The organism is Streptomyces sp. HNM0574 (assembly GCF_012726235.1).
Classification (GTDB): Bacteria; Actinomycetota; Actinomycetes; order Streptomycetales; family Streptomycetaceae; genus Streptomyces.
Genome location: NZ_JAASAH010000011.1, coordinates 1 through 22,323, shown reverse-complemented (window position 1 = coordinate 22,323; position 22,323 = coordinate 1). Strand labels below are relative to the sequence as shown.

Annotated in this window: 20 protein-coding genes; 11 read left to right on the top strand and 9 right to left on the bottom strand. The window is 75.1% G+C overall.

All coding sequences use genetic code 11. The features are described 5' to 3' along the window. Window positions 1–79 precede the first annotated feature (79 nt). Window positions 80–739 carry a hypothetical protein gene (locus tag HCC30_RS18950; RefSeq protein ID WP_169443791.1) on the top strand — a complete coding sequence of 220 codons (660 nt, stop codon included), beginning with the start codon at window positions 80–82 and terminating at the stop codon, window positions 737–739. Between the two features lie 110 nt (window positions 740–849). On the opposite strand, the gene HCC30_RS18945 is transcribed toward HCC30_RS18950, so the two are convergent. Continuing rightward, window positions 850–2,106 (bottom strand): glycoside hydrolase family 18 protein, encoded by a 1,257-nt coding sequence (locus HCC30_RS18945; protein WP_169443790.1) that lies wholly within the window; start codon window positions 2,104–2,106, stop codon window positions 850–852. 470 nt (window positions 2,107–2,576) lie between these two features. Here HCC30_RS18945 and HCC30_RS18940 point away from each other — a divergent pair, with 470 nt between their 5' ends. Next, window positions 2,577–3,752 carry an acyl-CoA dehydrogenase family protein gene (locus HCC30_RS18940; RefSeq protein ID WP_169443789.1) on the top strand — a complete coding sequence of 392 codons (1,176 nt, stop codon included), beginning with the start codon at window positions 2,577–2,579 and terminating at the stop codon, window positions 3,750–3,752. 9 nt (window positions 3,753–3,761) lie between these two features. Here HCC30_RS18940 and HCC30_RS18935 read toward each other — a convergent pair whose 3' ends face one another. Both HCC30_RS18935 and HCC30_RS18930 read right to left on the bottom strand, forming a co-directional pair. Then, on the bottom strand, window positions 3,762–4,421 hold the full coding sequence (locus tag HCC30_RS18935; protein WP_169443788.1) for an endonuclease: 660 nt from the start codon (window positions 4,419–4,421) through the stop codon (window positions 3,762–3,764). A gap of 204 nt (window positions 4,422–4,625) precedes the next feature. After that, window positions 4,626–5,030, bottom strand: coding sequence for a hypothetical protein (locus HCC30_RS18930; protein ID WP_240979718.1), 405 nt, complete (start codon window positions 5,028–5,030; stop codon window positions 4,626–4,628). 452 nt (window positions 5,031–5,482) lie between these two features. Here HCC30_RS18930 and HCC30_RS18925 point away from each other — a divergent pair, with 452 nt between their 5' ends. The 7 genes from HCC30_RS18925 (at window position 5,483) to fxsA (ending at window position 13,157) form a co-directional block, all read left to right on the top strand. Continuing rightward, complete coding sequence (locus HCC30_RS18925; protein WP_240979717.1) at window positions 5,483–6,202, top strand: DUF3105 domain-containing protein; 720 nt, start codon at window positions 5,483–5,485, stop codon at window positions 6,200–6,202. Window positions 6,203–6,207: 5 nt separating this feature from the next. Then, on the top strand, window positions 6,208–7,017 hold the full coding sequence (locus HCC30_RS18920) for a DUF305 domain-containing protein (protein WP_169443935.1): 810 nt from the start codon (window positions 6,208–6,210) through the stop codon (window positions 7,015–7,017). A gap of 104 nt (window positions 7,018–7,121) precedes the next feature. Continuing rightward, on the top strand, window positions 7,122–7,562 hold the full coding sequence (locus HCC30_RS18915; protein ID WP_169443786.1) for an Lrp/AsnC family transcriptional regulator: 441 nt from the start codon (window positions 7,122–7,124) through the stop codon (window positions 7,560–7,562). Window positions 7,563–7,631: 69 nt separating this feature from the next. After that, on the top strand, window positions 7,632–9,275 hold the full coding sequence (locus tag HCC30_RS18910; protein ID WP_169443785.1) for an amidohydrolase: 1,644 nt from the start codon (window positions 7,632–7,634) through the stop codon (window positions 9,273–9,275). A gap of 544 nt (window positions 9,276–9,819) precedes the next feature. Continuing rightward, window positions 9,820–11,721, top strand: a complete 1,902-nt coding sequence (gene lnt / locus HCC30_RS18905) for an apolipoprotein N-acyltransferase (protein ID WP_169443784.1) — start codon at window positions 9,820–9,822, stop codon at window positions 11,719–11,721. After that, window positions 11,718–12,488: a polyprenol monophosphomannose synthase gene (locus HCC30_RS18900; protein ID WP_169443783.1), complete on the top strand. Its 771-nt coding sequence runs from the start codon at window positions 11,718–11,720 to the stop codon at window positions 12,486–12,488. The genes lnt and HCC30_RS18900 overlap by 4 nt, the downstream gene beginning before the upstream one ends. 3 nt (window positions 12,489–12,491) lie before the next feature. Beyond that, window positions 12,492–13,157, top strand: coding sequence for an FxsA family membrane protein (fxsA, locus tag HCC30_RS18895; RefSeq protein ID WP_169443782.1), 666 nt, complete (start codon window positions 12,492–12,494; stop codon window positions 13,155–13,157). A gap of 88 nt (window positions 13,158–13,245) precedes the next feature. Here fxsA and HCC30_RS18890 read toward each other — a convergent pair whose 3' ends face one another. From HCC30_RS18890 to HCC30_RS18880, 3 genes are all read right to left on the bottom strand, one after another. Beyond that, window positions 13,246–13,635, bottom strand: a complete 390-nt coding sequence (locus HCC30_RS18890) for an RNA polymerase-binding protein RbpA (protein ID WP_169443781.1) — start codon at window positions 13,633–13,635, stop codon at window positions 13,246–13,248. A 266-nt stretch (window positions 13,636–13,901) separates the two neighbouring features. Beyond that, on the bottom strand, window positions 13,902–15,248 hold the full coding sequence (locus tag HCC30_RS18885) for an MFS transporter (RefSeq protein ID WP_169443780.1): 1,347 nt from the start codon (window positions 15,246–15,248) through the stop codon (window positions 13,902–13,904). 49 nt (window positions 15,249–15,297) lie between these two features. Continuing rightward, on the bottom strand, window positions 15,298–16,101 hold the full coding sequence (locus tag HCC30_RS18880; RefSeq protein ID WP_346776693.1) for a glycerophosphodiester phosphodiesterase: 804 nt from the start codon (window positions 16,099–16,101) through the stop codon (window positions 15,298–15,300). Between the two features lie 162 nt (window positions 16,102–16,263). Between HCC30_RS18880 and HCC30_RS18875 the strand changes: the two genes are divergently transcribed. Further along, the gene (locus HCC30_RS18875) at window positions 16,264–17,781 is read left to right on the top strand and encodes a PLP-dependent aminotransferase family protein (RefSeq protein ID WP_169443779.1); all 1,518 of its coding nucleotides are present in this window, start codon (window positions 16,264–16,266) and stop codon (window positions 17,779–17,781) included. A 7-nt stretch (window positions 17,782–17,788) separates the two neighbouring features. Here HCC30_RS18875 and HCC30_RS18870 read toward each other — a convergent pair whose 3' ends face one another. The 3 genes from HCC30_RS18870 to HCC30_RS18860 form a co-directional block, all read right to left on the bottom strand. After that, window positions 17,789–19,492: a hypothetical protein gene (locus HCC30_RS18870; RefSeq protein WP_346776692.1), complete on the bottom strand. Its 1,704-nt coding sequence runs from the start codon at window positions 19,490–19,492 to the stop codon at window positions 17,789–17,791. 37 nt (window positions 19,493–19,529) lie between these two features. Further along, window positions 19,530–19,724 carry a hypothetical protein gene (locus HCC30_RS18865; protein WP_169443778.1) on the bottom strand — a complete coding sequence of 65 codons (195 nt, stop codon included), beginning with the start codon at window positions 19,722–19,724 and terminating at the stop codon, window positions 19,530–19,532. A gap of 159 nt (window positions 19,725–19,883) precedes the next feature. After that, window positions 19,884–20,312, bottom strand: a complete 429-nt coding sequence (locus tag HCC30_RS18860; RefSeq protein WP_169443777.1) for an Asp23/Gls24 family envelope stress response protein — start codon at window positions 20,310–20,312, stop codon at window positions 19,884–19,886. A gap of 338 nt (window positions 20,313–20,650) precedes the next feature. Here HCC30_RS18860 and HCC30_RS18855 point away from each other — a divergent pair. Beyond that, a partial coding sequence (locus tag HCC30_RS18855; protein ID WP_169443776.1) for an FUSC family protein occupies window positions 20,651–22,323 on the top strand: 1,673 nt, incomplete at its 3' end.

Genomic DNA, 22,323 nt, shown 5'->3' with positions numbered 1-22,323 from the left:
GTCGTGCGGGGCCCTGCCGGGCGCGCGCCGCCCGGCCCCCGAGGGCGAGGCACCCGCGGACAGGGAAGGAGGACGGGCCGTGTTCACCAACCTCAGCGAGGCCGTCCAACAGCTGCTGCCACGCGCCATGTCGGACCTGGAGCGGCTGATCGCGCTGCGCTCCCTCTCCGACCCCGGGCGCTTCCCCACCGCCTCGTACCGCACCACGGTCGGTCACCTGATGGCGGCGTTCTCCGGGGAGCGGGCCTGGGAGATGCGGACGCTGCGCACCCCGTCCGCCGGCGAGGCGGTGCTGGGCCAGAGCCTCGGCGACAGCGACGTTCCCACGGTGCTGCTGTACGGGCACTACGGCACCGAGTCCGAGAGCCCGGCCTCGGGCGCCTCCGGCGCCGGGCTGCCGGTGATGCTGCACATCGCCGTGCTGCGCGCCCCGGGCGGCGACTTCTCCGCGAAGCTCACCTTCCTCCCCGGGCAGGGCCACGTCGGCACGGCGCGCAGCGCCATCGGACACCCGAGCGAGCACATGAGCGAACTGCACCGGCACGGGTACGCGGCCGAGCCGGACCCGCTCTCGCACCCGCACAAGGCCGAGTTCTTCTCGGAGCACGCGGTGCTGCTCAGCGACACCGGCACCTTCGCGCTGGACTCCCCGCTCTCGTCCCCGCCCGCCGTCCGCCCGCCGCACGAGCTGGACGTCACGGGCACCCCGTACCGCGCCCCGACCCCGCACGGCGCCTGACGGGAAGCGCCGCGCACGGACGGGCGGGGCGCCGGAACCCGGCACCCCGCCCGCCACTCACCCCACACGCGCTGACGCGCGTTCCCCCGCTGATTCCCCCGCGCTTCCGGCTACTTGATGGAGTTGATCAGCTCGCCGTTGTTGGTGTCGCCGCTCAGCTCCCAGAAGAAGGAGCCGCCCAGGCCCTGCTGCGAGCCCCAGCCGGTCTTCGCGGCGATGGTGGCGGGAGTGTCGTAACTCCACCACTGGTCACCGCACTTGGCGTACGCCGTACCGGCCACCTCGCCGTTGCTCGGGCAGCGGGTCTTGAGCACCTTGTAGTCCTCGATGCCCGCCTCGTAGGTGCCGGGCGCGGCACCCGTCGCGGTCCCGCCGGGCTTGGCGTCCTTGACGCCGTTCCAGCCGCGTCCGTAGAAGCCGAGCCCGAGCAGCATCTTGTTCGCCGGTACGCCCATGGCCTTCAGCTTCTTCACCGTGGCGTCGGTGTTGTACCCCTCCTTCGGGATGCCCGGGTAGGAGGTGAGCGGGGAGTGCGGGGCCGTCGGGCCCTTCGCGTCCCAGGCGCCGAAGTAGTCGTACGTCATCGGCAGGTACCAGTCGACGTGCGCCGCCGCCGAGCCGTAGTCCGTGGCGTCCAGCTTGCCGCCCTTGGAGGCGTCGGCCGGGATGGCCGCGGTGACGAGCTGCTTGCCGAACTTGGCGCGCATCGCCTTCATCACGTTGCCGAAGGCCTGCGGCCCGCTCTTGTCGCAGGTCAGACCACAGGCGTTGGGGTACTCCCAGTCGATGTCGATCCCGTCGAACAGGCCCGCCCAGCGCTTGTCGTTGACCAGGTCGTAGCAGGACTGCGCGAACGCCTCCGGGTTCTGGGCCGCCTGGCCGAAGCCGCCGGACCAGGTCCAGCCGCCGAAGGACCACAGCACCTTCAGGTGCGGGTACTTCTTCTTCAGCTTCAGCAGCTGGTTGAAGTTGCCGCGCAGCGGCTGGTCCCAGGTGTCGGCCTTGCCGTCGACGCTCTGGCCGGCGGTGTACGCCTTCTCGTAGTCGGCGTAACCGTCACCGATGGTGCACTTGCCGCCCTGGACGTTGCCGAAGGCGTAGTTGATGTGCGTCAGCTTCTTCGCCGAGCCGGAGGTGTCGATGTTCTTGACGTGGTAATTCCGCTGGTAGACACCCCAGTTGGTGAAGTACCCGACCACCTTGCCCGCGGCCGCCGAGCTGCGCTGGGTCTGCGGCTTCTTCTCGCCCCCGGCGCTGGCCACCGGGGCCAGGATCGCGGCGGCCATGATCGCGGCGCAGGCCGAGGCGATCAGGGCGAAGACGGTGCGCCTGCGGTGTCGCGGTCGTCTGCCGTTCGGTCCGAGCATGGTTCTCCTCGCAGAAGTGGGGAGGCGGGGGCGTCCTTGCCCGCGCTGGGTCCGTGCTGGCCGTGCTCCGTCCGCGGCGGGCCCAACGAGCCCCGGCACGCGGCGTGTTCAGCCTGGGAACCTAGGAGGACTAGACCAATACGTCAATGGTCCGGACCAATTTCGGGTCCGTGCCCCGTGCACCGGCCACCCGCCGTCCGGGGCCGCCGGACGCGAGGACGGCACGGGACCGGAACGCCCCGGCCGCGAGCCCGTCATTCCTGGCCACACCCCCTGCGGGGCAGTGACGTGAGGCCGGTGATCGGGCATACTCCTGTTCGCCACACCGCAGGTCAGCCCCGGTCGCGAACCGACGCGCGGCACCCGCGGACACGGCAGCGACACCCTGCCCCGCGAGCCCACGCGCGGGGACGACCACGGCGGCGCCCACCCCCGCGCCGTCGCCGCACCCACAGGAGGAGAGCGCCGCCATGCCCGAGCACGGACCCCAGCCGGTGGACCGCCAACTGCCCACCCGGGAAGCCCGGGACCTCATCGGCCTGGTACGCGAACTCGCCGGGCGCGAGATCCGGCCCGCGGCGGACGAGGGCGAGCACGAGGGCCGCTTCCCCCGCGAGACCTTCCGCCTGCTCTCCCGCTCCGGCCTGCTCGGCCTCCCGTACGAGGAGGAGTACGGCGGCGGCGACCAGCCCTACGAGGTCACCCTCCAGGTCTTCGAGGAACTGGCCGCGGCCCGGCTCACCGTCGGCCTCGGCACCAGCGTCCACTCCCTCGCCTGCCACGCCCTGGCCACCTTCGGCACCAAGGAGCAGCGTGCCGAACACCTGCCCGCCATGCTCGGTGGCGGCCTCCTCGGCGCGTACTGCCTCTCCGAGGCGTCCTCGGGCTCCGACGCCGCCTCGCTGCGCACCCGCGCCGTGCGGGACGGCGACGACTGGGTCCTGGACGGCACCAAGTCCTGGATCACGCACGGCGGGATCGCCGACTTCTACACCGTCCTCGCCCGCACTGGCGGCGAGGGCCCGCGCGGCATCACCGCCTTCCTCGTACCCGGCGACGCCGAGGGGCTCAGCGCCGCCGCGCCCGAGCACAAGATGGGCATGAACGGATCGCCCACGGCGCAGGTCCACTTCGACGGCGTACGCGTCCCGGACGCGCGCCGCCTCGGCGACGAGGGGCAGGGCTTCACCGTCGCCCTCGCCGCGCTCGACGCGGGCCGCCTCGGCATCGCCGCCTGCGCCACCGGGCTCGCCCAGGCGGCGCTCGACGAGGCGCACGCGTACGTGCTCGGGCGCGAGCAGTTCGGCCGTCCGATCGCCGACTTCCAGGGCCTGCGCTTCATGCTGGCCGACATGGCCACCCGGATCGCGGCCGGCCGCGCGCTGTACCTCGACGCGGCCAGGCGGCGGGACGCGGGCAAGCCCTTCTCCCAACAGGCCGCCATGGCCAAGCTGTTCTGCAGCGACACGGCCATGCAGGTCACCACCGACGCCGTCCAGCTCCTCGGCGGATACGGCTACACCGCCGACTTCCCCGCCGAGCGCTACATGCGCGAGGCGAAGGTGCTGCAGATCGTCGAGGGCACCAACCAGATCCAGCGCGTGGTCATCGCCCGCCACCTCGCGGGCCCCGAGAGCGGGGCCTGACCGACCGGTTCAGCGTCCCTCGCCGGCGGCGTCCAGCACGTCGTCGGCGACGGACGCGTCGAGCGCGGCCCGCACCAGCGCCGCCGCCAGCCGCGCCACCTCCGCCGGGTCCTCGCGCACCAGCCGCGCCAGCGCCCCGGCGGACTCCGGCAGGCCCAGGCGGCGCGCGCCCTGCAGCGCCTTGCCGTCGATCCGGGGTTCCAACTCCGGCCACACGGCCTGCACTTCGCGGAGGAAGATGCCCGTGCCCGTCGGCCCGATGCCCGGCAGCTCCCGCAGCCGGGTCTCGGGGGAGCCGTCCGCGCGGAGGCGGCGCAAGTCGCCGCGGTACTCCTCCAGCAGCAGCCCGGCGGCCTCGCCGAGCTGGGTGGCGGTCTTCTCGTCGTAGCGCCGGTACCCGCCGCGCCCCAGTGCGTCGACCCGCTCCTGCCAGCTCGCGTCGGCCATCCGGCGCGGGGTGCGCATTCCGGCGCGCGAGAGCTCCCGGGCCGAGCCCACCGCGATGTCGGCCCGGATGCGGGCGCTGAGCAGGTGCGAGAGCACCAGCAGCCGGTACAGCGGCGACGGGGTGTCCCGCAGCGTGATGCCCGCCTGCCCGGCGTAGGTCCGCCCGTGCCGGTCGAGCAGGGTCCGTACGAGCCGCTCGGGGCTCCTGGAGGTTTCCGCCATGACGGCATGCTGCCCGCGCCGCGCGCCCGCGCCGGGGAGGGACACGGGTGAGACCGGTTCTCGTCGGCGGGGACGGACGGAGGGTCCGGTGAACTCCGCGCGAGTCAGGGCCTGTTCAGGGCAGGCGCCGGTCCGGGCCGTCGGGGCCCGGGCGCGGGTGGGATGAGGTGGCGGCGTCGCGGGACGCCGCCGGGGGACGGCCGCTCAGGCGGCCCGCTGCGCGGGGACGCGGCCGGCGTGGGAGAACGGCTGCATCCGCCAGTCCAGCCCCTCCGGGAGGGTCAGCAGGACGGCCACGTCCTGGTCCTGCGGGTCCGGACCGTCGTCGTAGGGCAGCGCCTCGGACGCGGGGGTTCCGGTGCCCTGGCAGACGGTCAGCCCGAACGGGTCCCACGGGGACGCGCAGAGCGCGTGCACGGGGAGCTCGTCCTCGTCCGCCAGCAGACCGATCGGCCGGCGGCAGTCCGGGCAGGCGACCCGGACGATGTCGTAGGTGTCTCCGTCCAGCGGGTCGAGCCCGTCGGTACTGTCGTCGATGTCGTCGATCTCGCGGGCCCCGTCGGCCTGTTCGGCCGTCTCGGCGGTACGGGCCGGCTTCGTGGTGCTCATCAATCCCCCTCGGGTGGACCGGCCGGGCATCGGGCCTCCGGCCACAGCAAGCACTTCCCTGCGTGCCAGTCGCATAATCGCCGCGCTCGCCGGGACGCGGATGCACAAGTGTGTCCTTCCTCACATGCCCACGCGTCGCCGCGCGCCCCGAACTCCCCCACAGCGGCCCCGAGTTGACCGGAAGCCGCCTCCCGCCCCTCCCGTCACGCGCCGGGCGTGCGGACGGCGGGCGAGGGGGTGCGGGGGCGCGGGACGGGAGCGAGGGGCGCGCGGCCCCCGGGCGCGCGAGTGCGGAAAGGCGGGGGAATGCGGAGGTATTGGCCGTTCCCCGCCCGTCCGCCGGTCGTTGACCCCGGATGACAGGGGCGGGACCCGGACGCGCGCCCGCGCCGCACGCGCGCCCGCGCTCCGGCCGCCCCTGCCCCGCAGCCCTAGAGACCCAGGGGAGTCCCATGTCGTACGAACACCCGAACCCCTCAGGAGCGCCGCAGGACGACGGCACACCGCCCGGCACGTCACCCGGAGCGGACCCCGGCCGGCGCCCGCGGCTGAGCACCCCGCTCCGGGCCACCGTCATGGCCGCCGCCACCGTCGCCGTCGTCGGCGTGAGCACCGCCGTGACGGCCAACCCGACGGCGGAGAGCGGCAGTTCGGAGTCCCGGCAGGGCAGCGCCGCCGAGGCCCCCGCGCCCGGCGGCGACCGCCGCGTCGACCCGGACCGGGCCAACGTCAAGGGCGAGAAGGTCTACCGGGGGCTCAGCCGCGAGCACACCGAGGGTCGCGTCGACTACTCCGGCGGCCCCACGCCCCCGGCCGGCGGCCGGCACCACCCCACCTGGCAGAACGCCGACGGCGACGTCTACACCGAGCCCGTGCGCAACGAGCACGCCGTGCACACCCTGGAGCACGGCGCCGTCTGGGTCACCTACTCCGACCGGGCCGACGCCGCGGACGTCAAGGCGCTCAAGGCCAAGGTCGAGGGCGTCCCGTACCGCTTCATGAGCCCCGTGCCCGGACAGGACAGCCCCGTCAAACTCACCGCGTGGGGCCACCAGTTGTCGCTGCGCTCCGCCGACGACCGCCGCGTCGACCAGTTCTTCGACGCCTACGTCCAGGGGCCGCAGACGCCCGAGCAGGGCGCCCCCGTAACCGGAGGCAGGGCCACGCCGTGACGCCCATGACCCGCGCCGCCCCCTCGGCCGCCCCCACGGTCGCGCCCGCCGCCACCCCGGCCCCGCCCCCGGTCCCCGCCGCGCCCGCCACCCCCGCGCCCCCGCACCCGGACGGCGCCGGGGACGGGGGAGCGGCCGCCGAGCCCGCGCGCTCGGTCCGGCCGGTGCTGACCGTCGCGGGCGGGCTCGCCCTCGTCGCGGCGCTGCTGACCGGCGCCGCGCTCTCGCCGGGCTCCGAGGCCCGCACGACCGGCCAGGCGCCCGGCACCGGGCAGTCCGCCGGACAGGGCCGGACGCTGACGGTCCCGGCCGAGGACTCCGTCGCCGTCGGCTTCTCCCGCGACATGGCCGTGCACCACCAGCAGGCCGTCGAGATGTCCTTCCGCGTCCTGCGCAACGGCGCCGACGAGCGGGTACGCACCCTCGCCTACGACATCGCGCAGACCCAGGCGGCACAGCGCGGCATGATGCTCGGCTGGCTCGACCTGTGGGGCCGCACCCCCACCTCCAGCCGCCCCGCGATGGCCTGGATGCACATGCCGCCGCCGGGACCGGCCGAGCGGCGGCAGGGCGTCCTCATGCCGGGCATGGCCACCCGCGACGAGATGACCGCCCTCGACCGGACCTCCGGCACCGCCGCCGACCGGCTGTTCCTGAAGCTGATGACGGAACACCACCGCGGCGGCGTGCACATGGCCGAGGGCGTACGCGAGGGCTCCGCTCCGGAGCCCGTCGTCCGCCTCGCCCGCGGCATGGCCGAGGGCCAGCGCTCCGAGATCCGCCTGATGCGCTCGCTGGCCGCCCGGCTCGGCTGACCGGCGCCGCACCGCCGACGCTCCGGCCCTGTGCACCCCTCGCGGGGGCCGTGGCCGGAGCTCGGCTGTGTCCCCGGGGGAGGTGCACGGTAGGTTTCTGTGCCGTGGAGGAACTCGACCGGCACATCGTGGAACTGCTCGTCAAGGACGGGCGGATGAGCTACACCGACCTGGGCAAGGCCACCGGCCTGTCCACCTCGGCCGTGCACCAGCGGGTGCGCAGGCTGGAGCAGCGCGGTGTCATCCGCGGCTACGCGGCTCTCGTCGACCCCGAGTCGGTGGGGCTGCCGCTGACGGCCTTCATCTCGGTCAAACCCTTCGACCCGAGCGCGCCCGACGACATCGCCGACCGGCTCGCCGAGGTGCCCGAGATCGAGGCGTGCCACAGCGTGGCCGGGGACGAGAACTACATCCTCAAGGTCCGCGTCGCCACGCCCATCGAGCTGGAGCACCTGCTGGCCCGCATCCGCTCCCTCTCCGGCGTCTCGACCCGCACCACCGTCGTCCTGTCCACCCCGTACGAGGCCCGCCCGCCCCGCATCTGACCCGCGGGCGGAGCGCGGCGGCCGACCCCGGGCGCCGGGACGTCGCGGGCGAGCGGGAAACTGTTCCCCATGAGCGAGCGCACCGACCCCGGCCCCACCGCACCCCGTACCGTCCTGCTGCGCGGAGGCGAGGTGCACAGCCCCGCCGATCCCTTCGCCACCGCCATGGTCGTCGAGGGGGACCGCGTCGCCTGGGTCGGCTCCGAGGGAGCGGCGGACTCGTTCGCCGACGGGGTCGACGAGACGGTCCACCTCGACGGCGCCCTCGTCACCCCCGCGTTCACGGACGCACACGTGCACACGACGGCGACGGGCCTCGCGCTCACCGGGCTCGACCTCACCGGAACCCGCACCCTGGCCGACGCGCTCGCCCGCGTCCGCGCGCACGCCGAGGCGCGCCCCGGCGACCGCGTCCTGCTCGGCCACGGCTGGGACGCCACCGCCTGGCCGGAGCGCCGCCACCCCTCGCACGCCGAGCTCGACGAGGCCACCGGCGGCCGCCCCCTGTACCTGAGCCGCGCCGACGTGCACTCCGCGCTCGCCACCACCGCGCTCCTCGACCTCGTCCCCGGCGTCACCGAGGCCGAGGGGTACGCGCCGGACCAGCCGCTCACCGGCGACGCGCACCACGCCGTACGGGACGCCGCGCACGCCACCCTCACCGCGGCCCAGCGCACCGAGGCCCAGCGCACCGCGCTGCACCGCGCGGCCTCGCTCGGCATCGGTTCCGTTCACGAATGCGCAGGCCCCGGAATCTCCAGCGAGGAGGACTTCACCGCCCTCCTCGCCCTCGCCGCCGAGACCCCCGGCCCCCGCGTCCACGGCTACTGGGCCGAGCCCGTGACCTCGCCCGCCGACGCCGCCCGCGTCCGCGCGCTCGGCGCCGTCGGCGCCGCCGGCGACCTGTTCGTCGACGGCTCCCTCGGCTCCCACACCGCCCACCTGTGCGAGCCGTACGCGGACGCCCCGCACCACGGCACCGCCCACCTCGACGCCGAGGCCGTCGCCGCGCACGTCGCCGCCTGCACCGAGGCCGGGCTCCAGGCGGGCTTCCACGCCATCGGGGACGCGGCCAACCTCGCCGTCACCGAGGGCGTCCGCGCCGCCGCCGAACGCGTCGGCCTCGCCCGCGTCCGCGCCGCCAGGCACCGCGTCGAACACGCCGAGATGCTCGACGAGCACACCGTGGCCGCCTTCGCCGAACTTGCCCTCACCGCCTCCGTCCAGCCCGCCTTCGACGCGGCCTGGGGCGGCGAGGACGGCATGTACGCCACCCGCCTCGGCGCCGACCGCGCCCGCACCCTCAACCCGTACGCGGCGCTCCAACGCGCGGGCGTGCCACTGGCGATGGGCTCCGACAGCCCCGTCACCCCGCTCGACCCCTGGGGCACCATCCGCGCCGCAGCCTTCCACCGCACCCCCGAGCACCGCATCTCCGTACGCGGCGCCTTCACCGCGCACACCAGGGGCGGTTGGCGTGCCGTGGGCCGGGACGACGCGGGCGTCCTGGTGCCCGGCGCACCCGCCGACTACGCGGTCTGGCAGACCGGAGCGCTCGTCGTGCAGACGCCCGACACCCGCGTCGCGAACTGGTCGACCGACCCGCGCTCCGGAACCCCGGGCCTGCCCGAACTCACGCCGGGTGCCCAACTCCCGCTCTGTCTGCGGACGGTGGTCGCGGGACGGACCGTCTTCGAGCGGCCGAACGAGTGAACGCGGCGCGGAGCGTAGGCCGAACGATGTCCCCTGCGCCTGTCGGTCCGCCGTCGCCGGTTCCGCACTGACCTGCTGATTTGGTGAAACTCCGCAGGTCAAAGGAGTGTTGACAGGCGGCGCCCGTCGCCGGGTAGGTTCGGCCGAGTCCACCACAGGTCGTCCGGCCGGCGGACTTCCGCGCAGTAGTCGAACGTCGCTGGGCCACGGGGTGGTGTGCCGCACCGGCGCACCACCGCTGGGAGCCAGGTCCAGTGCCCGCGGCACGGGGGCGGAAGGGTTTTAGCCGGCCGGCGGGTGTGACCCGGATGGGGCCCGGATGCTCAGTAGACAACGGCTTTCGGTCGACTCGCAGCCAGCGAGCCCCAGGTCGGCCCGAAGGGTGCCGGGCCCCCATCCGTAGCCTCGCGGCCGCCACGGCGGCCCGCGCCTCCTCTCCTCGCCGCTCCAAGCGGCCCCGGCCCCGCGCACCCGCGCCCCGCGCACGCCCCTCCCCGTTGTACGGTCACCACACCACCGCACGACCTGCAGGAAGGCCGCGACCGTGCCATCGGGCCCCGACGCCACCGCCGCATCCCGCCCCGGCGGTCCCGCCGACGGCGGACCGCACACCGGGCGGAACTCCCCGCTCACCCGCCGTGAACGGGACGACCGGCGCGGCCGCGCCGCCGAGGAGCCCCCGGCCGCCGACGAGCCCGCGCCGGACGGCGAGCCCGCAGCGCCGGAAGCCGCGGACACCACCGCCCGCCCCGGACGGCTCGGCCGCACCGCCCGGCTGATCCGGCGCGAACTGCCGCGCACGCTCGGCGCGGTGCTCGCGGGCGTCGCCCTCGCGCTGGCCTTCCCGCCGTACGGGCTGTGGCCGCTGTCGCTGCTCGCCGTCGCCGCGCTCGCGCTGCTCACCCGGGGCAGGCGGGCACGCCAAGGGGCCTGGACGGGGCTGGCGTTCGGCTGGCCGTTCTTCACCGTCCTGCTGAAGTGGCTCCATGTCGTGGGCTGGGACGCGGTGTTGGGACTGGCGTTCCTCGAATCCCTCTTCCTCGCCGCCCTCGGCGCGGCCCTCGCCGTGACGTCCCGGCTGCCGCTGTGGCCGCTGTGGGGCGCCTGCCTGTGGGTCGCCGAGGAGTGGGCGCGGGACCGCACGCCGTTCGGCGGATTCCCCTGGGGCAGGCTCGCGTTCGCCAACACCGGCTCGCCGTACACCCCGTTGGCCGCGCTCGGCGGCGCCCCGCTCGTCACCTTCGCCGTGGCCCTCACCGCCTCGCTCCTCGCCGCCTTCGCGCTCCCCGGCGTACGGGCCGCCGTCACCCGGTGGCGGAACCGGCGCACGGGCGGGGAGCGGGCCGGGACGGAGGCCGCCGGCACGCCCCGGGGGCTGCGCCGCCACGCGCCCGCCGCCGGCTCGCTGCTGCTGGCCGGCGTGGTGACCGTCGCCGGGTACGCGGTGCCGGTGCCGACGGACGCCGCGGACACCGCGCGGATCGCCGTGGTGCAGGGCAACGTCGAACAGCCCGGCATGGACTTCCTCGGCCGCCCGATGAAGATCCTCGACAACCACGTCGACGCGACGCTCGACCTCGCCGAGAAGGTGAAGCAGGGCAAGGAGGAGCAGCCCGAACTCGTCATCTGGCCGGAGAACGCCTCGGACCTCGACCCGTACCAGTGGCCCGAGGCCCGCGCCCGGATCGACCAGGCGGCCCGCGCCGTCGGCGTCCCCATCCTCGTCGGCGCGCTCGTCGACCACCCGACGAAGGAGGGGTACGTCGAGAACCAGGGCATCGTCTGGGACCCGAAGAAGGGCCCCGGCGACTCCTACACCAAGCAACACCCCGTTCCCTTCGGCGAGTACGTCCCCTTCCGCGACCAGCTGAGCAAGGTGATCACGCGGCTGGACCGGGTGCCCCGCGACTTCTGGCCCGGCGACGAGACCGGCGTCCTCCAGACCGGCCCGGCCCGCCTCGGCGACGTCATCTGCTTCGAGGTCGCCTACGACGAGATCCCCCGCGAGACCGTCAACGCCGGTGCCCGCGCCCTCGTCGTGCAGACCAACAACGCCACCTACGGCGAAACCGGCCAGCCCGAGCAGCAGTTGGTGATGTCCAAGCTGCGCGCGATCGAGCACGGCCGCGCCGTCGTCACCGCGGCGCCCAGCGGGATCAGCGCCGTCGTCAGCCCCGACGGGAAGGTGCTCCAGCGCACCGAGGAGTTCACCCGCGACGTCCTCACCGCCGAACTCCCCCTGCGGGACGAGAAGACACTCGCCGACCGCGTCGGGGCCGCACCGGAGTGGGTCCTCGCTATGGTGGGCGTCCTGTCCTGCGCGGGCGCCTGGATCGTCGGCCGGAAGCGGCGGTCCGAGGCCGCAGCGCGGGCGGGGCGGACGGCTGCGCCGGCAGCCGACGGCACACCGGGACGGCCCGCGGGGCAGGAGGGGCGGCAGAAATGACGGACGGTGGAGAACCGGGCGAGCGTGGCCCGCTCGGTACGACGCTGGTGATCATCCCGACGTACAACGAGGCGGACAACCTCAAGAACGTGGTGTCCAGGCTCCGTTCGGCCGTGCCGGACGCGCACGTCCTCGTCGCGGACGACAACAGCCCCGACGGCACGGGCAAGCTCGCGGACGAGCTCGCGGCCCGCGACGACAGCGTCCACGTCCTCCACCGCACCGCCAAGGAGGGCCTCGGCGCCGCCTACCTCGCGGGCTTCCGCTGGGGCATCGCGCGCGACTACGGCGTCCTCGTCGAGATGGACGCCGACGGCTCGCACCAGCCGGAGGAACTGCACCGGCTGCTGACCGCGCTCAAGGGCGCCGACCTCGTCCTCGGCTCCCGCTGGATCGCCGGCGGCCGGGTCGTCAACTGGCCCCGCACCCGCGAACTCCTCTCCCGCGGCGGCAGCACGTACTCCCGGCTGCTGCTGGACGTGCCGCTGCGGGACGTGACGGGCGGCTTCCGCGCCTTCCGCCGCGAGACGCTGGAGGGGCTCGGGATGGAGGACGTCGCCTCCCAGGGCTACTGCTTCCAGGTCGACCTGGCGCACCGCGCGGTACGCGCCGGGTACCGGGTCGTCGAGGTGCCCATCACCTTCGTCGAGCGGGAGCGCGGCAACTCCAAGATGAGCCGCGACATCGTCGCCGAGGCGCTGTGGCGGGTCACCGCCTGGGGAGTCGAGGGCCGGGTGAAGAAAATCCTGGGCCGCAGGCACACTTGAAGCATGAACTCGCGTGCACCGTACCCGCAGGAGCAGCCGCGTGAGCGGCCGGGACAGGACGGCGGGCCCGGCGGCCCGGGCAGTACGCCGGAAGGGCCCGGCGGCCGCCGTCGCCTGAGCGCCCGCGGTCTGATCCCGCTGGGGGTCGCGGCCTGGGCCCTGCTGGAGATCTGGCTGTTCACGCTGGTCGCGGAGGCGGCCGGCGGACTGACCGTGCTGCTGCTGATCGTCGCGGGCTTCGTCCTCGGCGCCGTGGCCATCAAGCGCGCCGGACGCCGGGCCTGGAGCAACCTGACCGACGCCGTGCAGAAGGCCCAGGCCCAGTCCCAGGGGAAGCCGGACGAGAGCGCGGGCGGCGAGCAGTCCCGCACGCGGGGCGGGAACGCGCTGGCCATGCTCGGCGGCCTGCTGATCATGGTGCCCGGGCTGGTCTCGGACGTCGCCGGGCTGCTGTGCCTCTTCCCGCCGACCGCCGCGCTGATGCGCCGCCTCACCCGCGGCTGGTTCGAGCGGCGCGGCGCCTTCGCGCCCGGCTCACTGGGCGACGCCTACCAGCAGGCGCGCACCGCCGAGGAACAGATGCGCATCCACCGGCCCGACGGCAAGGTCGTCGAGGGCGAGGTCATCGAGGGCTCGGTCGTACGCGAGGACGAACCGCCCCGCGGCTGAGGGGTGCCGACACGAAGACGGCGAGAGGGCCGGGGTCACTGATCGTGACCTTCGGCCCTCTCGCCGTGTCGCGCTCGGCGGAGTCCGCTCAGGCGGACTTCTTCTTGCTGTTGCCGTTGCCTTCGCGAGGGTGCACCGCGAGGTTCATGGTGCCGGAGCGGAGTACGGCCAGCCGCTCGGCCAGCACCTCCTCGAGCTCCTCTCGGGTGCGCCGCTCCATGAGCATGTCCCAGTGCGTACGCGCGGGCTTGCCCTTCTTCTCCTCCGGTCCCTCACCGTCGACGAGAAGTGCCTGTGCTCCGCACACCTTGCACTCCCACTCGGTGGGGATCTCGGCCTCTACCGAGAACGGCATCTCAAACTGATGTCCGTTCTGGCATGCGTACTCCACGGCCTGGCGGGGTGCCAGGTCGATTCCGCGGTCGGTCTCGTAGCTGGTCACCACGAGTCGCGTGCCGCGCAGAGCTCGCTCACTCATGAATTCGTGCCTCCCGGGCTGGTCGCCCACAGGACAGATGTCGCTGTCGTCGTCATCCGGTCAACGTCCGGTCGGCGGTGATGATTCCCGTGCTGGGACATGCGTCGCCCGTCGTGCCGCCGCTTCCTCGAATATGCGATACCCACCGGTGTCCGGATTGTCACATCTGACAGGGGATGTCACCCGGGGTTCACAAGCCCTGAGCGTGCAGTAACGGTCCATCCGGTGAGCCAAGGGCGTACACTACCGGGCTCGCCTGCCACCGTCTAAATCCGGCCCGGATCCGTGTTGCCCACCGCGGCCGCGGCCTTACGCACCGGCACCAGCCACAGCAGCAGGAACCCCAGCGCGAAGAACAGCACCAGGGAGAGGATCGCCACCCGGTAGCTGCCGGTCAGCTGGTACGCGAGGCCGAACAGCAGCGGGCCGAGCCAGCTGGTGCCCCGGTCGCTGATCTCGTACAGCGCGAAGTACTCGGCCTCCCGGCCGGCCGGGACGAGCTGGGAGAACAGCGAGCGGGACAGCGCCTGACTCCCGCCGAGCACCAGCCCGATCCCGCAGGCCAGCCCGAAGAACCAGGCCGGGACCCCGGCGGGCAGCGCGTACCCGGCGGCCACGGTGAGCGTCCAGGCGACGAGCGAGCCGAGGATCGTCCGCTTCGCCCCGTACCGTGCGGCCAGCCTGCCCATGAGCAGGGCGCCCGCGACGGCCAGGATCTGGACGAGCAGGACCGCCGCGATCAGCGTGGTCTGCCCGAGGCCCAGCTCCTCGGAGCCGAAGACGGACGCCTGGGTGATGACGGTCTGGATGCCGTCGTTGTAGAGCAGGTACGCGACCAGGAACAGCAGCGTCAGCGGGTAGCGCCGCAGGTCGCGCAAGGTCCCGGCGAGCTGGCGCCAGCCGCCGCGGGAACCGCCGGGGACGTGTGCCGCGGCCGGGCGGTCCCGGAGGCGGAGCAGCGGGACAAGTGCGAACACCGCCCACCACACGCCCGCCGAGGCGAGACAGATCCGGACCGCGGCCGACTCCGTCACGCCGAGCGTCTCGTGCCCGAGGAACAGCGCCAGGTTCACCAGCAGCACCAGCGCACCGGCCGCGTAGCCGTACGCCCAGCCGCGGGCCGAGACGGCGTCCCGTTCCCCGGGCTCGGCTATCTGCGGCAGGAAGGCGTTGTAGAGCACCATCGACACGGCGAGGGCGACGTTCGCGACGATCAGCAGCGCGCCGCCCAGCAGATAGCGGTCCCCGCCGAGGAAGAACATCCCGCAGGTCGCGGCAGCGCCCACGTACGCCGAGGCGCCCAGCAGCGGTTTCTTCCGGCCCGTGCGGTCGGCGACGGCCGCGGCCAGCGGCATCACCAGCACCGAGAGCAGCACCGAGGCCGACACCGCGTACGCGAAGAAGGAGCCGGCGCGGACCGGGAGGCCCAGCGGGTGGACGAAGCCGTCGGCGTCGGCGGCCGCCTTCGCGACCTCCGTCAGGTACGGGCCGAGGAACACCGTGAGGACGCTGGTCGAGAAGACCGAGACCGCCCAGTCGTAGAAGTACCAGCCGCGCTGTTCCCTGCGCCGCTCCTGTGTGCCGTCCCCCGCCTCGGTCGCGACCGCCGTCACCCCTGCCCCCTCGCTCCGCCGCCTGTCACGCACACCCTCGCGGCAGCGGTCAGCCGGGCCAGGCCCCCCGCTCGGTCAGCACCGCACGCAGTGTTCTTGTGTGATCGGTCATGATGCCATCCACCCCGAGGTCCAGAAGCGCCCGCATCCGCTCGCGGTCGTTGACCGTCCACACGTGCACCTGGAGCCCGCGGGCGTGCGCGGTCCGTACGAACGCGCGGTCCACCACCCGCACCCCCGCATGCCGTTCGGGGACCTGGACGCAGACCGCGTCGGCCCGTACCGCCGTCGGCAGCCGCCAGGAGCGCAGCCGCAGGCCCAGCACGCCGCGGGTGCCGAACGAGGTCGCCAGGCGCGGGCCCGCCAGCCGCTGGGCCCGGACGACGCGGCGCTCGTCGAAGGAGCCCACGCACACCCGGTGCCAGGCGTCCTGCTCCGCCAGCAGCTCCAGCAGCGGCGCGAGCGCGGCCTCGGTCTTGACGTCGATGTTCCAGCGGGCCCCGGGGAACTCGGCCAGCAACTCCCGCATCAGCGGCACCGGTTCACGGCCCGCGACCCGCGCCTGCCGCACCTCGGACCACGGCAGCGCGGCGATCCGCCCGGTGCCGTCGGTGACCCGGTCCAGCGTCGTGTCGTGGAACGCGACGAGCCGGCCGTCGGCCGTGACGTGCACGTCCGTCTCCAGGTACCGGTAGCCCAGGGCGACCGCCGAGGCGAAGGCCGCGCGGGTGTTCTCCAGTCCGCCGGCCGTGCCGCCCCGGTGGGCGAAGGCCAGCGGGGCCGGCCCCGCCAGGTACGGATGCCGGGAGCCTTCGGGTACGCCGGGCGCCGCCGGCCGGGTCACTCGTCTCACCGCCGCAGTATCGCCCGCGCCCGGCACCCGGCCGACGCCCGGGGGAGGCCCGGCCGTTTCTGGCGCCAATCGCACGGCCCGTGACACGCTGGACCCGAAGCAGCCAGGCCGATTCGCGCCGCGCCCCGTCGCGTCGACGGCCAATCCCGAAAGGTGGACCGCATGACGACGCCCGCCACGACGCGGTGGACCTCGGCGGTCGGCGCGCCGCAGCTCGCCCGGCTCCTCGCCTCCCAGCGCACCGCGCAGGACGAGCCCGGACGCCGCGTCCCCGCCTACCGCTCGCTCGCGGACGGCGTCCGGCTGCTCATCCACGAGGGCCGCGTCCCCGTCGCCACCCGCCTCCCCGCCGAACGCGAGCTCGCCGCCGCGCTCGGCGTCAGCCGCACCACCGTCGCCGCCGCCTTCGAGGCGCTCCGCGCCGACGGCTTCCTGGAGTCCCGGCGCGGCTCCGGCAGCTGGACGGCCGTCCCGGCCGGAGCCCCGGTGCCCACCCGCGGGCTCGAACCGCTGCCGCCCGAGGCCGCCGGGTCGATGATCGACCTCGGCTGCGCCGCGCTGCCCGCGCCCGAACCGCACCTCAGCGCCGCCTTCCGGGCCGCGCTCGGCGAACTCGCGCCGTACGCGCACACCCACGGCGACTACCCGGCGGGCATCCCCTCGCTGCGCGAGGCGCTCGCCGAGCGCTACACGGCGCGCGGGGTGCCGACGATGCCCGAGCAGATCATGGTCACCACCGGCGCGATGGGCGGCGTCGCCGCGCTGTCCCGGCTCATCGCCCCCCGCGGCGAACGCGTCGCCGTCGACCACCCCAGCTACGCCAACGTCCTCCAGCTGCTGCGGGATTCGGGCGCCCGCCTCGTCCCCGTCCCGCTCGCCGACGAGCTCGCGGGCTGGGACCTGCCGGTGTGGCGCCGGGTGCTGCGGGACAGCGCCCCGCGCATGGCCTACGTCGTCCCCGACTTCCACAACCCCACCGGCTCGCTCGCCACGGACGAGCAGCGCCGCGATCTGGTCGCCGCGGCCCGCGCGGCCGGCACCGTCCTCGTCGCCGACGAGTCGATGGCCGACCTCGCCTTCGACGAGGGGCCCGGCGGCCGGCTCCCGTGCCCACTGGCCACCTTCGACCCGGGCGGGTCCAGCGTCATCACCGTCGGCACCGTCAGCAAGTCGGTCTGGGCCGGGCTGCGGATCGGCTGGGTGCGGGCCGCGCCGGACATCGTCCGCAGCCTCGTCGCCGCCCGCGCGTACGCCGACCTCGGCAGCCCCGTCCTCGAACAGCTCGCCGTCGCGCACCTGATGACGGGGGACGGCTGGGAGCCCGCCGTCGGCCAGCTCCGCGACCGGGCGCGCGGCAACCGGGACGCGCTCGTCGCCGCCGTCCGCGAGCTGCTGCCCGACTGGGAGTTCACCGTGCCCCGCGGCGGGCTCACCCTCTGGGCCCGCACCGGCGGGCTCTCCGGCTCGCGCATCGCGGAGGCGGGGGAGCGGCTCGGGGTGCGGGTGCCGTCCGGCCCGCGCTTCGGCATCGACGGCGCCTTCGAGGGGTACGTCCGGCTGCCCTTCACCATCGGCGAACCGCTCGCCCGCGAGGCCGCCGCCCGCCTGGCCGCCGCCGCCGACCTCGTCCGCACCGGCGCGGTCTCCGGCGCCGACGTCCCGCGCTCCTACGTCGCCTGACGCGCCGCTACGTCACCCGGGCCTGCGCCGAGATCCGGTGCCCGGCCCGCGCCGCCTCCTCGTACGCCCCGGACTCCGGCTCCTCCTCCTGGTACGCGTCCGGCTCCTCGCGGGGGCCGGGACGGTCGTGCGCGTGCTCCTCGTACGGGTCCTGCTCCGTGGCCAAGTCCTCGGCGGACGCGGGGACTTCGGGGGAGGAGCGGTCCGGGAGCAGGTCCAGGACCGCCTCCCGGGCGGCCTCGCCGGCGGTCTCGTCGTACGGGTCCGGGGTCGCCGGGACCTGGAGGCGGAGCACCTCGCCGGGGCCGAGCCGGGCGAAGCCGCGGCCGGGAGGCGCGTCGGCCGGGAGCGCCGAACCGGGAGCCTCGCCGAGCACGGCCCGGGCCTCCTCCCGCGGGACCCGGCCGAGCACCACCCGCGCCCGGGTGTACGCGCGGACGGCCTGGCCCAGCCCGTCCAGCCCGTCGGACTGTTCGGCCACCGCCACCGTCACGTTCGCCGCGCGCCCGTGCCGCATCGGGACCTGGAGCAGGCTCTGCGGGTCCCGCCGCCCCTCCGCCTCCGCGAGGTGGCTGAGCACGGACGGCCGGTCGATCACCAGCCACAGCGGGCGCCGCGCGTCGTCCGGCACCGGCCTGCCGTCCTGCCGGGCCCGGCTCGCCGTCAGCAGCCGCCGCTCGGTCTCGTGCACCGCCCACTCCAGCGCCGACACCGCGCCCGCCAGCGAGGACTCCACCGACAAAACCCCGCCGCGCCCGGCCAGGCAGGCGAACTCACCGGCGCCGCCGCCGTCCACGATCACCACGTCCCCGTGCCGCAGCGCCTGCAGCACCACCGAGCGGAGCAGGGAACTCGTCCCCGCGCCCGGGGCGCCCACGGCCAGCAGGTGCGGTTCCGTCGAGCGGGTGCCGGTGCGCCAGACCACCGGCGGCACGTCACGGGTGCCGTCCTCGTCCAGCACGGGCAGGGTGCGGCGGACGGCGTCCGCGTCGGTGAAGCCCAGCACGATCTCGCCGGGACCGGTCACGAAGCGCTGCGCGGCCAGACCGGCGGGGAGCGGCTCGGGGACGGCCATCTCCAGCCGGTTCCGCTCCTCGTCCCAGCGGAAGCGGTACTCGCGCTCCCGGCCGCACTTCGCGCGGAGCAGCCGCTCCACGCGCTGCCGTTCGTCGGCCTCGCCGTCGCGGAAGTGCGCCGGGTAGCGCAGCAGCAGCCGCTCCACCCGGCCCGTGTCCGTGAACGCGAACTCCTCGACCGCCCGCTCCCAGTCGCCGCCCGGCGCGTACAGCGGGTGCGGATGCGGGTCCTCGGGCACGGCGAAGTACGGCACCAGCGCCTCGTACACGCCCTGGAGCCGGGCCAGTTCGTCCTCGCCGGGGCCCTCGTCCTCCGGCCGCTCGCGGGTGCCGCGCCCGTGCCAGGCGGCGGCCGCGACCACGCCGAGCACCGCCATCGTCGGCCCGTACGGCATCAGGCACACCACGATCACGGCCGTCGCGGCGAGGAACAGCACGGGACCGCGCCGCTCCTGCGGGGTACGTGACCACCAGCGCCTCGCCGCCAACAGCAAGCGCCCCAGGCCGCGGCCCAGGGCGATCAGCGGGTGCAGGACGTCCAGCGCGCCGTCGGCACCGGTCCGTACGGCGTCCCGTCCGCGGGCGAGCGCGTGCGAAGCGCCGTTGCGCGGGCGGGGCAGCGCCCAACGTGTCACCAGGTCCTCCTCGGAAAGCGGAACCGCTGTGCGGGGGTCAGAACTTGAGGCCGCCGAGCAGGCTGGCGAGGCTCTCCCCGCCCGCCTTGATGCTGGGCGCGATGGCGGTGCCCGCGAGGTAGAAGCCGAACAGCGCGCAGATGATCGCGTGCGAGGGCTTGAGCCCGTCCTTGCGGAAGAAGAGGAAGACGATCACGCCGAGCAGGACGACGCCGGAGACGGAGAGGATCACGGGGTACTCCTGATGTAGGGGACGGTCACCATGAGCTCTCTCAGCTTCACAGAAAGTACGTATGGCGGGAAACTGCCACATGGGTGCAGTACGCCGGACGTGGCACCGGCCGCCGCGGGGGTGCGGCAGCCGGTGCCGGAGGGCGGACCGGGGTCCTGGCTACGCCAGCGAGCGGCCGCTCTGCTTGGCGCCGCTCTCCTCTTCCTCCTCGTCGTCCGAGCCCTCCAGGTAGACGTCGGTGACCTGGATGTTGACCTCGACGACCTCCAGGCCGGTGGTCCGCTCCACGGTGCGGATGATGTTGTCCCGCACGCTCTGGGCGACCTTGTGGATGGCCTCGCCGTAGTCGACCTTGATGCTCAGATCGACCGCGGCCTGGGTCTGGCCCACCTCGACGGAGACGCCCTGGGTCACGTCCGTGCCGCCGCCGACCCGTCGGCGGACCGCGCCCATCATCTGGGAGGCCGTGCCGCCCAGCGCGTGCACGCCCTTCACCTCGCGGGCCGCGATACCGGCGGTCTTGGCGACCACGGTGTCGGAGATGGTCGTCGTACCGCGCTCGCCCGCGGTCGTGTTGCTGTCGGCCATGGTGCTCTACCTCCGGAGGGAGCTGACGTTCTCGCAGCGGCTTTCGGCAGCGGTTCTCGGCTGACGTCCGGCTGACGCACCTCCCATCGTGTGCCCGCACCCGGCCGGTCGCTTCCCGGAGCCAGGACCCCGCCCCGCCCGCGCGGCGACGGGCCCGGGGGGCGGGTACGGCATCCGGGTGAACGGGGACGGGGCGCGGGCCGGGCCGCCGGGCCGCAATGTGCCCGTAACCCCGGGGCCGTCGACGGGACAAACGGGGCGTCTAGCGTCGGCCGTACGCAGACGCCGCCGGCCGGTGCCGCCCGTCGGCCCGCCACCGCGCCGCCCGGAGGAGGCCCGTGCCCCGCACGTCAGCCCGCACCGCACCCGACCCGACGTCCCGCCCCGCCCCCGCCTGGCTCCTGCATCCGCTGCGCTGGCAGCGGGCGCCCGTGCCCTGGGCCGCCGTCGGGCGCGGGGCGCTCGGCGCGGGCCCGCTGCTCGCCCTCGCGCTCGCCACCGGGCACCCGGCCGCCGGCGTGCTCGCCGGACTCGGCGCGATGCTCGCCGGGGTCAACGACCGTCCCGGGACGCGGCGGCGCGGGCTCGTGCACATCGGGCTGCCCGCGCTCGCGGGCACCGCCGGTATCTGCGCCGGTTCGCTGCTGAACGCGCCCGGGCTCCCGTCCTGGTGGGCCGTGCCCGTGCTGTTCGCGCTCGGGCTGTTCTCCGGCGCGGTCAGCGCCACCACGCCGGTCTCCTCGGCGGCGGCCATGCAACTGCTGGTCACCACGACCGTCGGGGCCGGGATGCCGCTGCCCGGGGCCGCCTGGTTCAAGGCGCTGTGCTTCCTCGGCGGCGCCTGCTGGCTGCTCGCGCTGCGCCTCGTCCTCCGGCCGCCCCGGCCCTCCGGCGGGGCGCTGCCCGGTGAACGGGCCGCGCTGGCCGAGGTGTTCACCGCGCTCGCCGACGCGCTCGACGCCGTCGGCCGCCCCGGGGCCGAGGCGGCGCGCCGCCGCCTGACCGGCGCGCTCGACCGCGCCGACGAGGCGCTGCGGCTGACCCGGCTGCTGCGCCCCGTCCGCCGGGCCGGGCCCGCCGAGCTGCTGTTCGCCGAGCGGCTCGCGGCGGCGACGGCGCTGTGCGAGGCCTCCGTCGCGCTGCTGCGGGAGGGCCGGGTGCTCCCGTCCCGGGTCGCCGACGGGCCGCGCCGGCTGGCCCGCGCCGTACGCGAGGGGCGGCGTCCGGGGCCGCTGCCCGCGCCGGTCGCCGGGACGGCGGCCAGCCGCCACTTCGACCGCACGCTGCTGGAGGCCGCCGTCGTCTTCGGCCGGAGCCGCCCGGCCGGGGACGGCGCCGACCCGCACGCGGTGCCCTCCCCGCGGCACCCGGCGCTGCGTCACCGCAGGACCGCGCTCGGCCCGGCCGGTCTGGAGTACGGGCTGCGGGTGGCCGTCTGCGTCTCGGCCAGCGCGGCCGTCGCGCTGACGCTGGGCTCGGAGCACTGGTTCTGGCTGCCCGTCACGGCGGCCTTCCTGGTGAAACCGGACCTGGGCCCGCTGTTCTCCCGGGTGGTCAACCGCTTCGCGGGGACGGCCGCCGGAGTGCTCGTCTTCGCCGGGCTGGGCACGGTCGCGGACGGGGTCCTGCCTTCCGGCGTGGGCTGGCCGGTGCCGGTGGTCGCCGTCGCGGGGGCGCTGATCCCGGTGGCGACGCGGCACTTCGCGTTCCAGACCGGCGTCGTCACCGTCCTGGTGCTGGCGCTGCTGCACACCGTCGGCGACACCGGTGCGGCCGGGCCGCGGCTCACGCACACCGCCGTCGCCTGCGCCCTCGTGCTGCTGGCCGGGCACCTGCCGTTCCTGGTGGCCCCGCACGCCCGGCCCCGCCAGCGGCTGGCCGCGGCCCTGCACCGCACCCGCGCCTATGTCGCGCACGTGCTGGCGGACCCGGCCGGTGAACCCGGCGAGGCCGAGCGGCGGGCGCTGCGGCGGGCCGCGTACCGGGCGCTCGGGGAGGCGCGGGCCGCGGC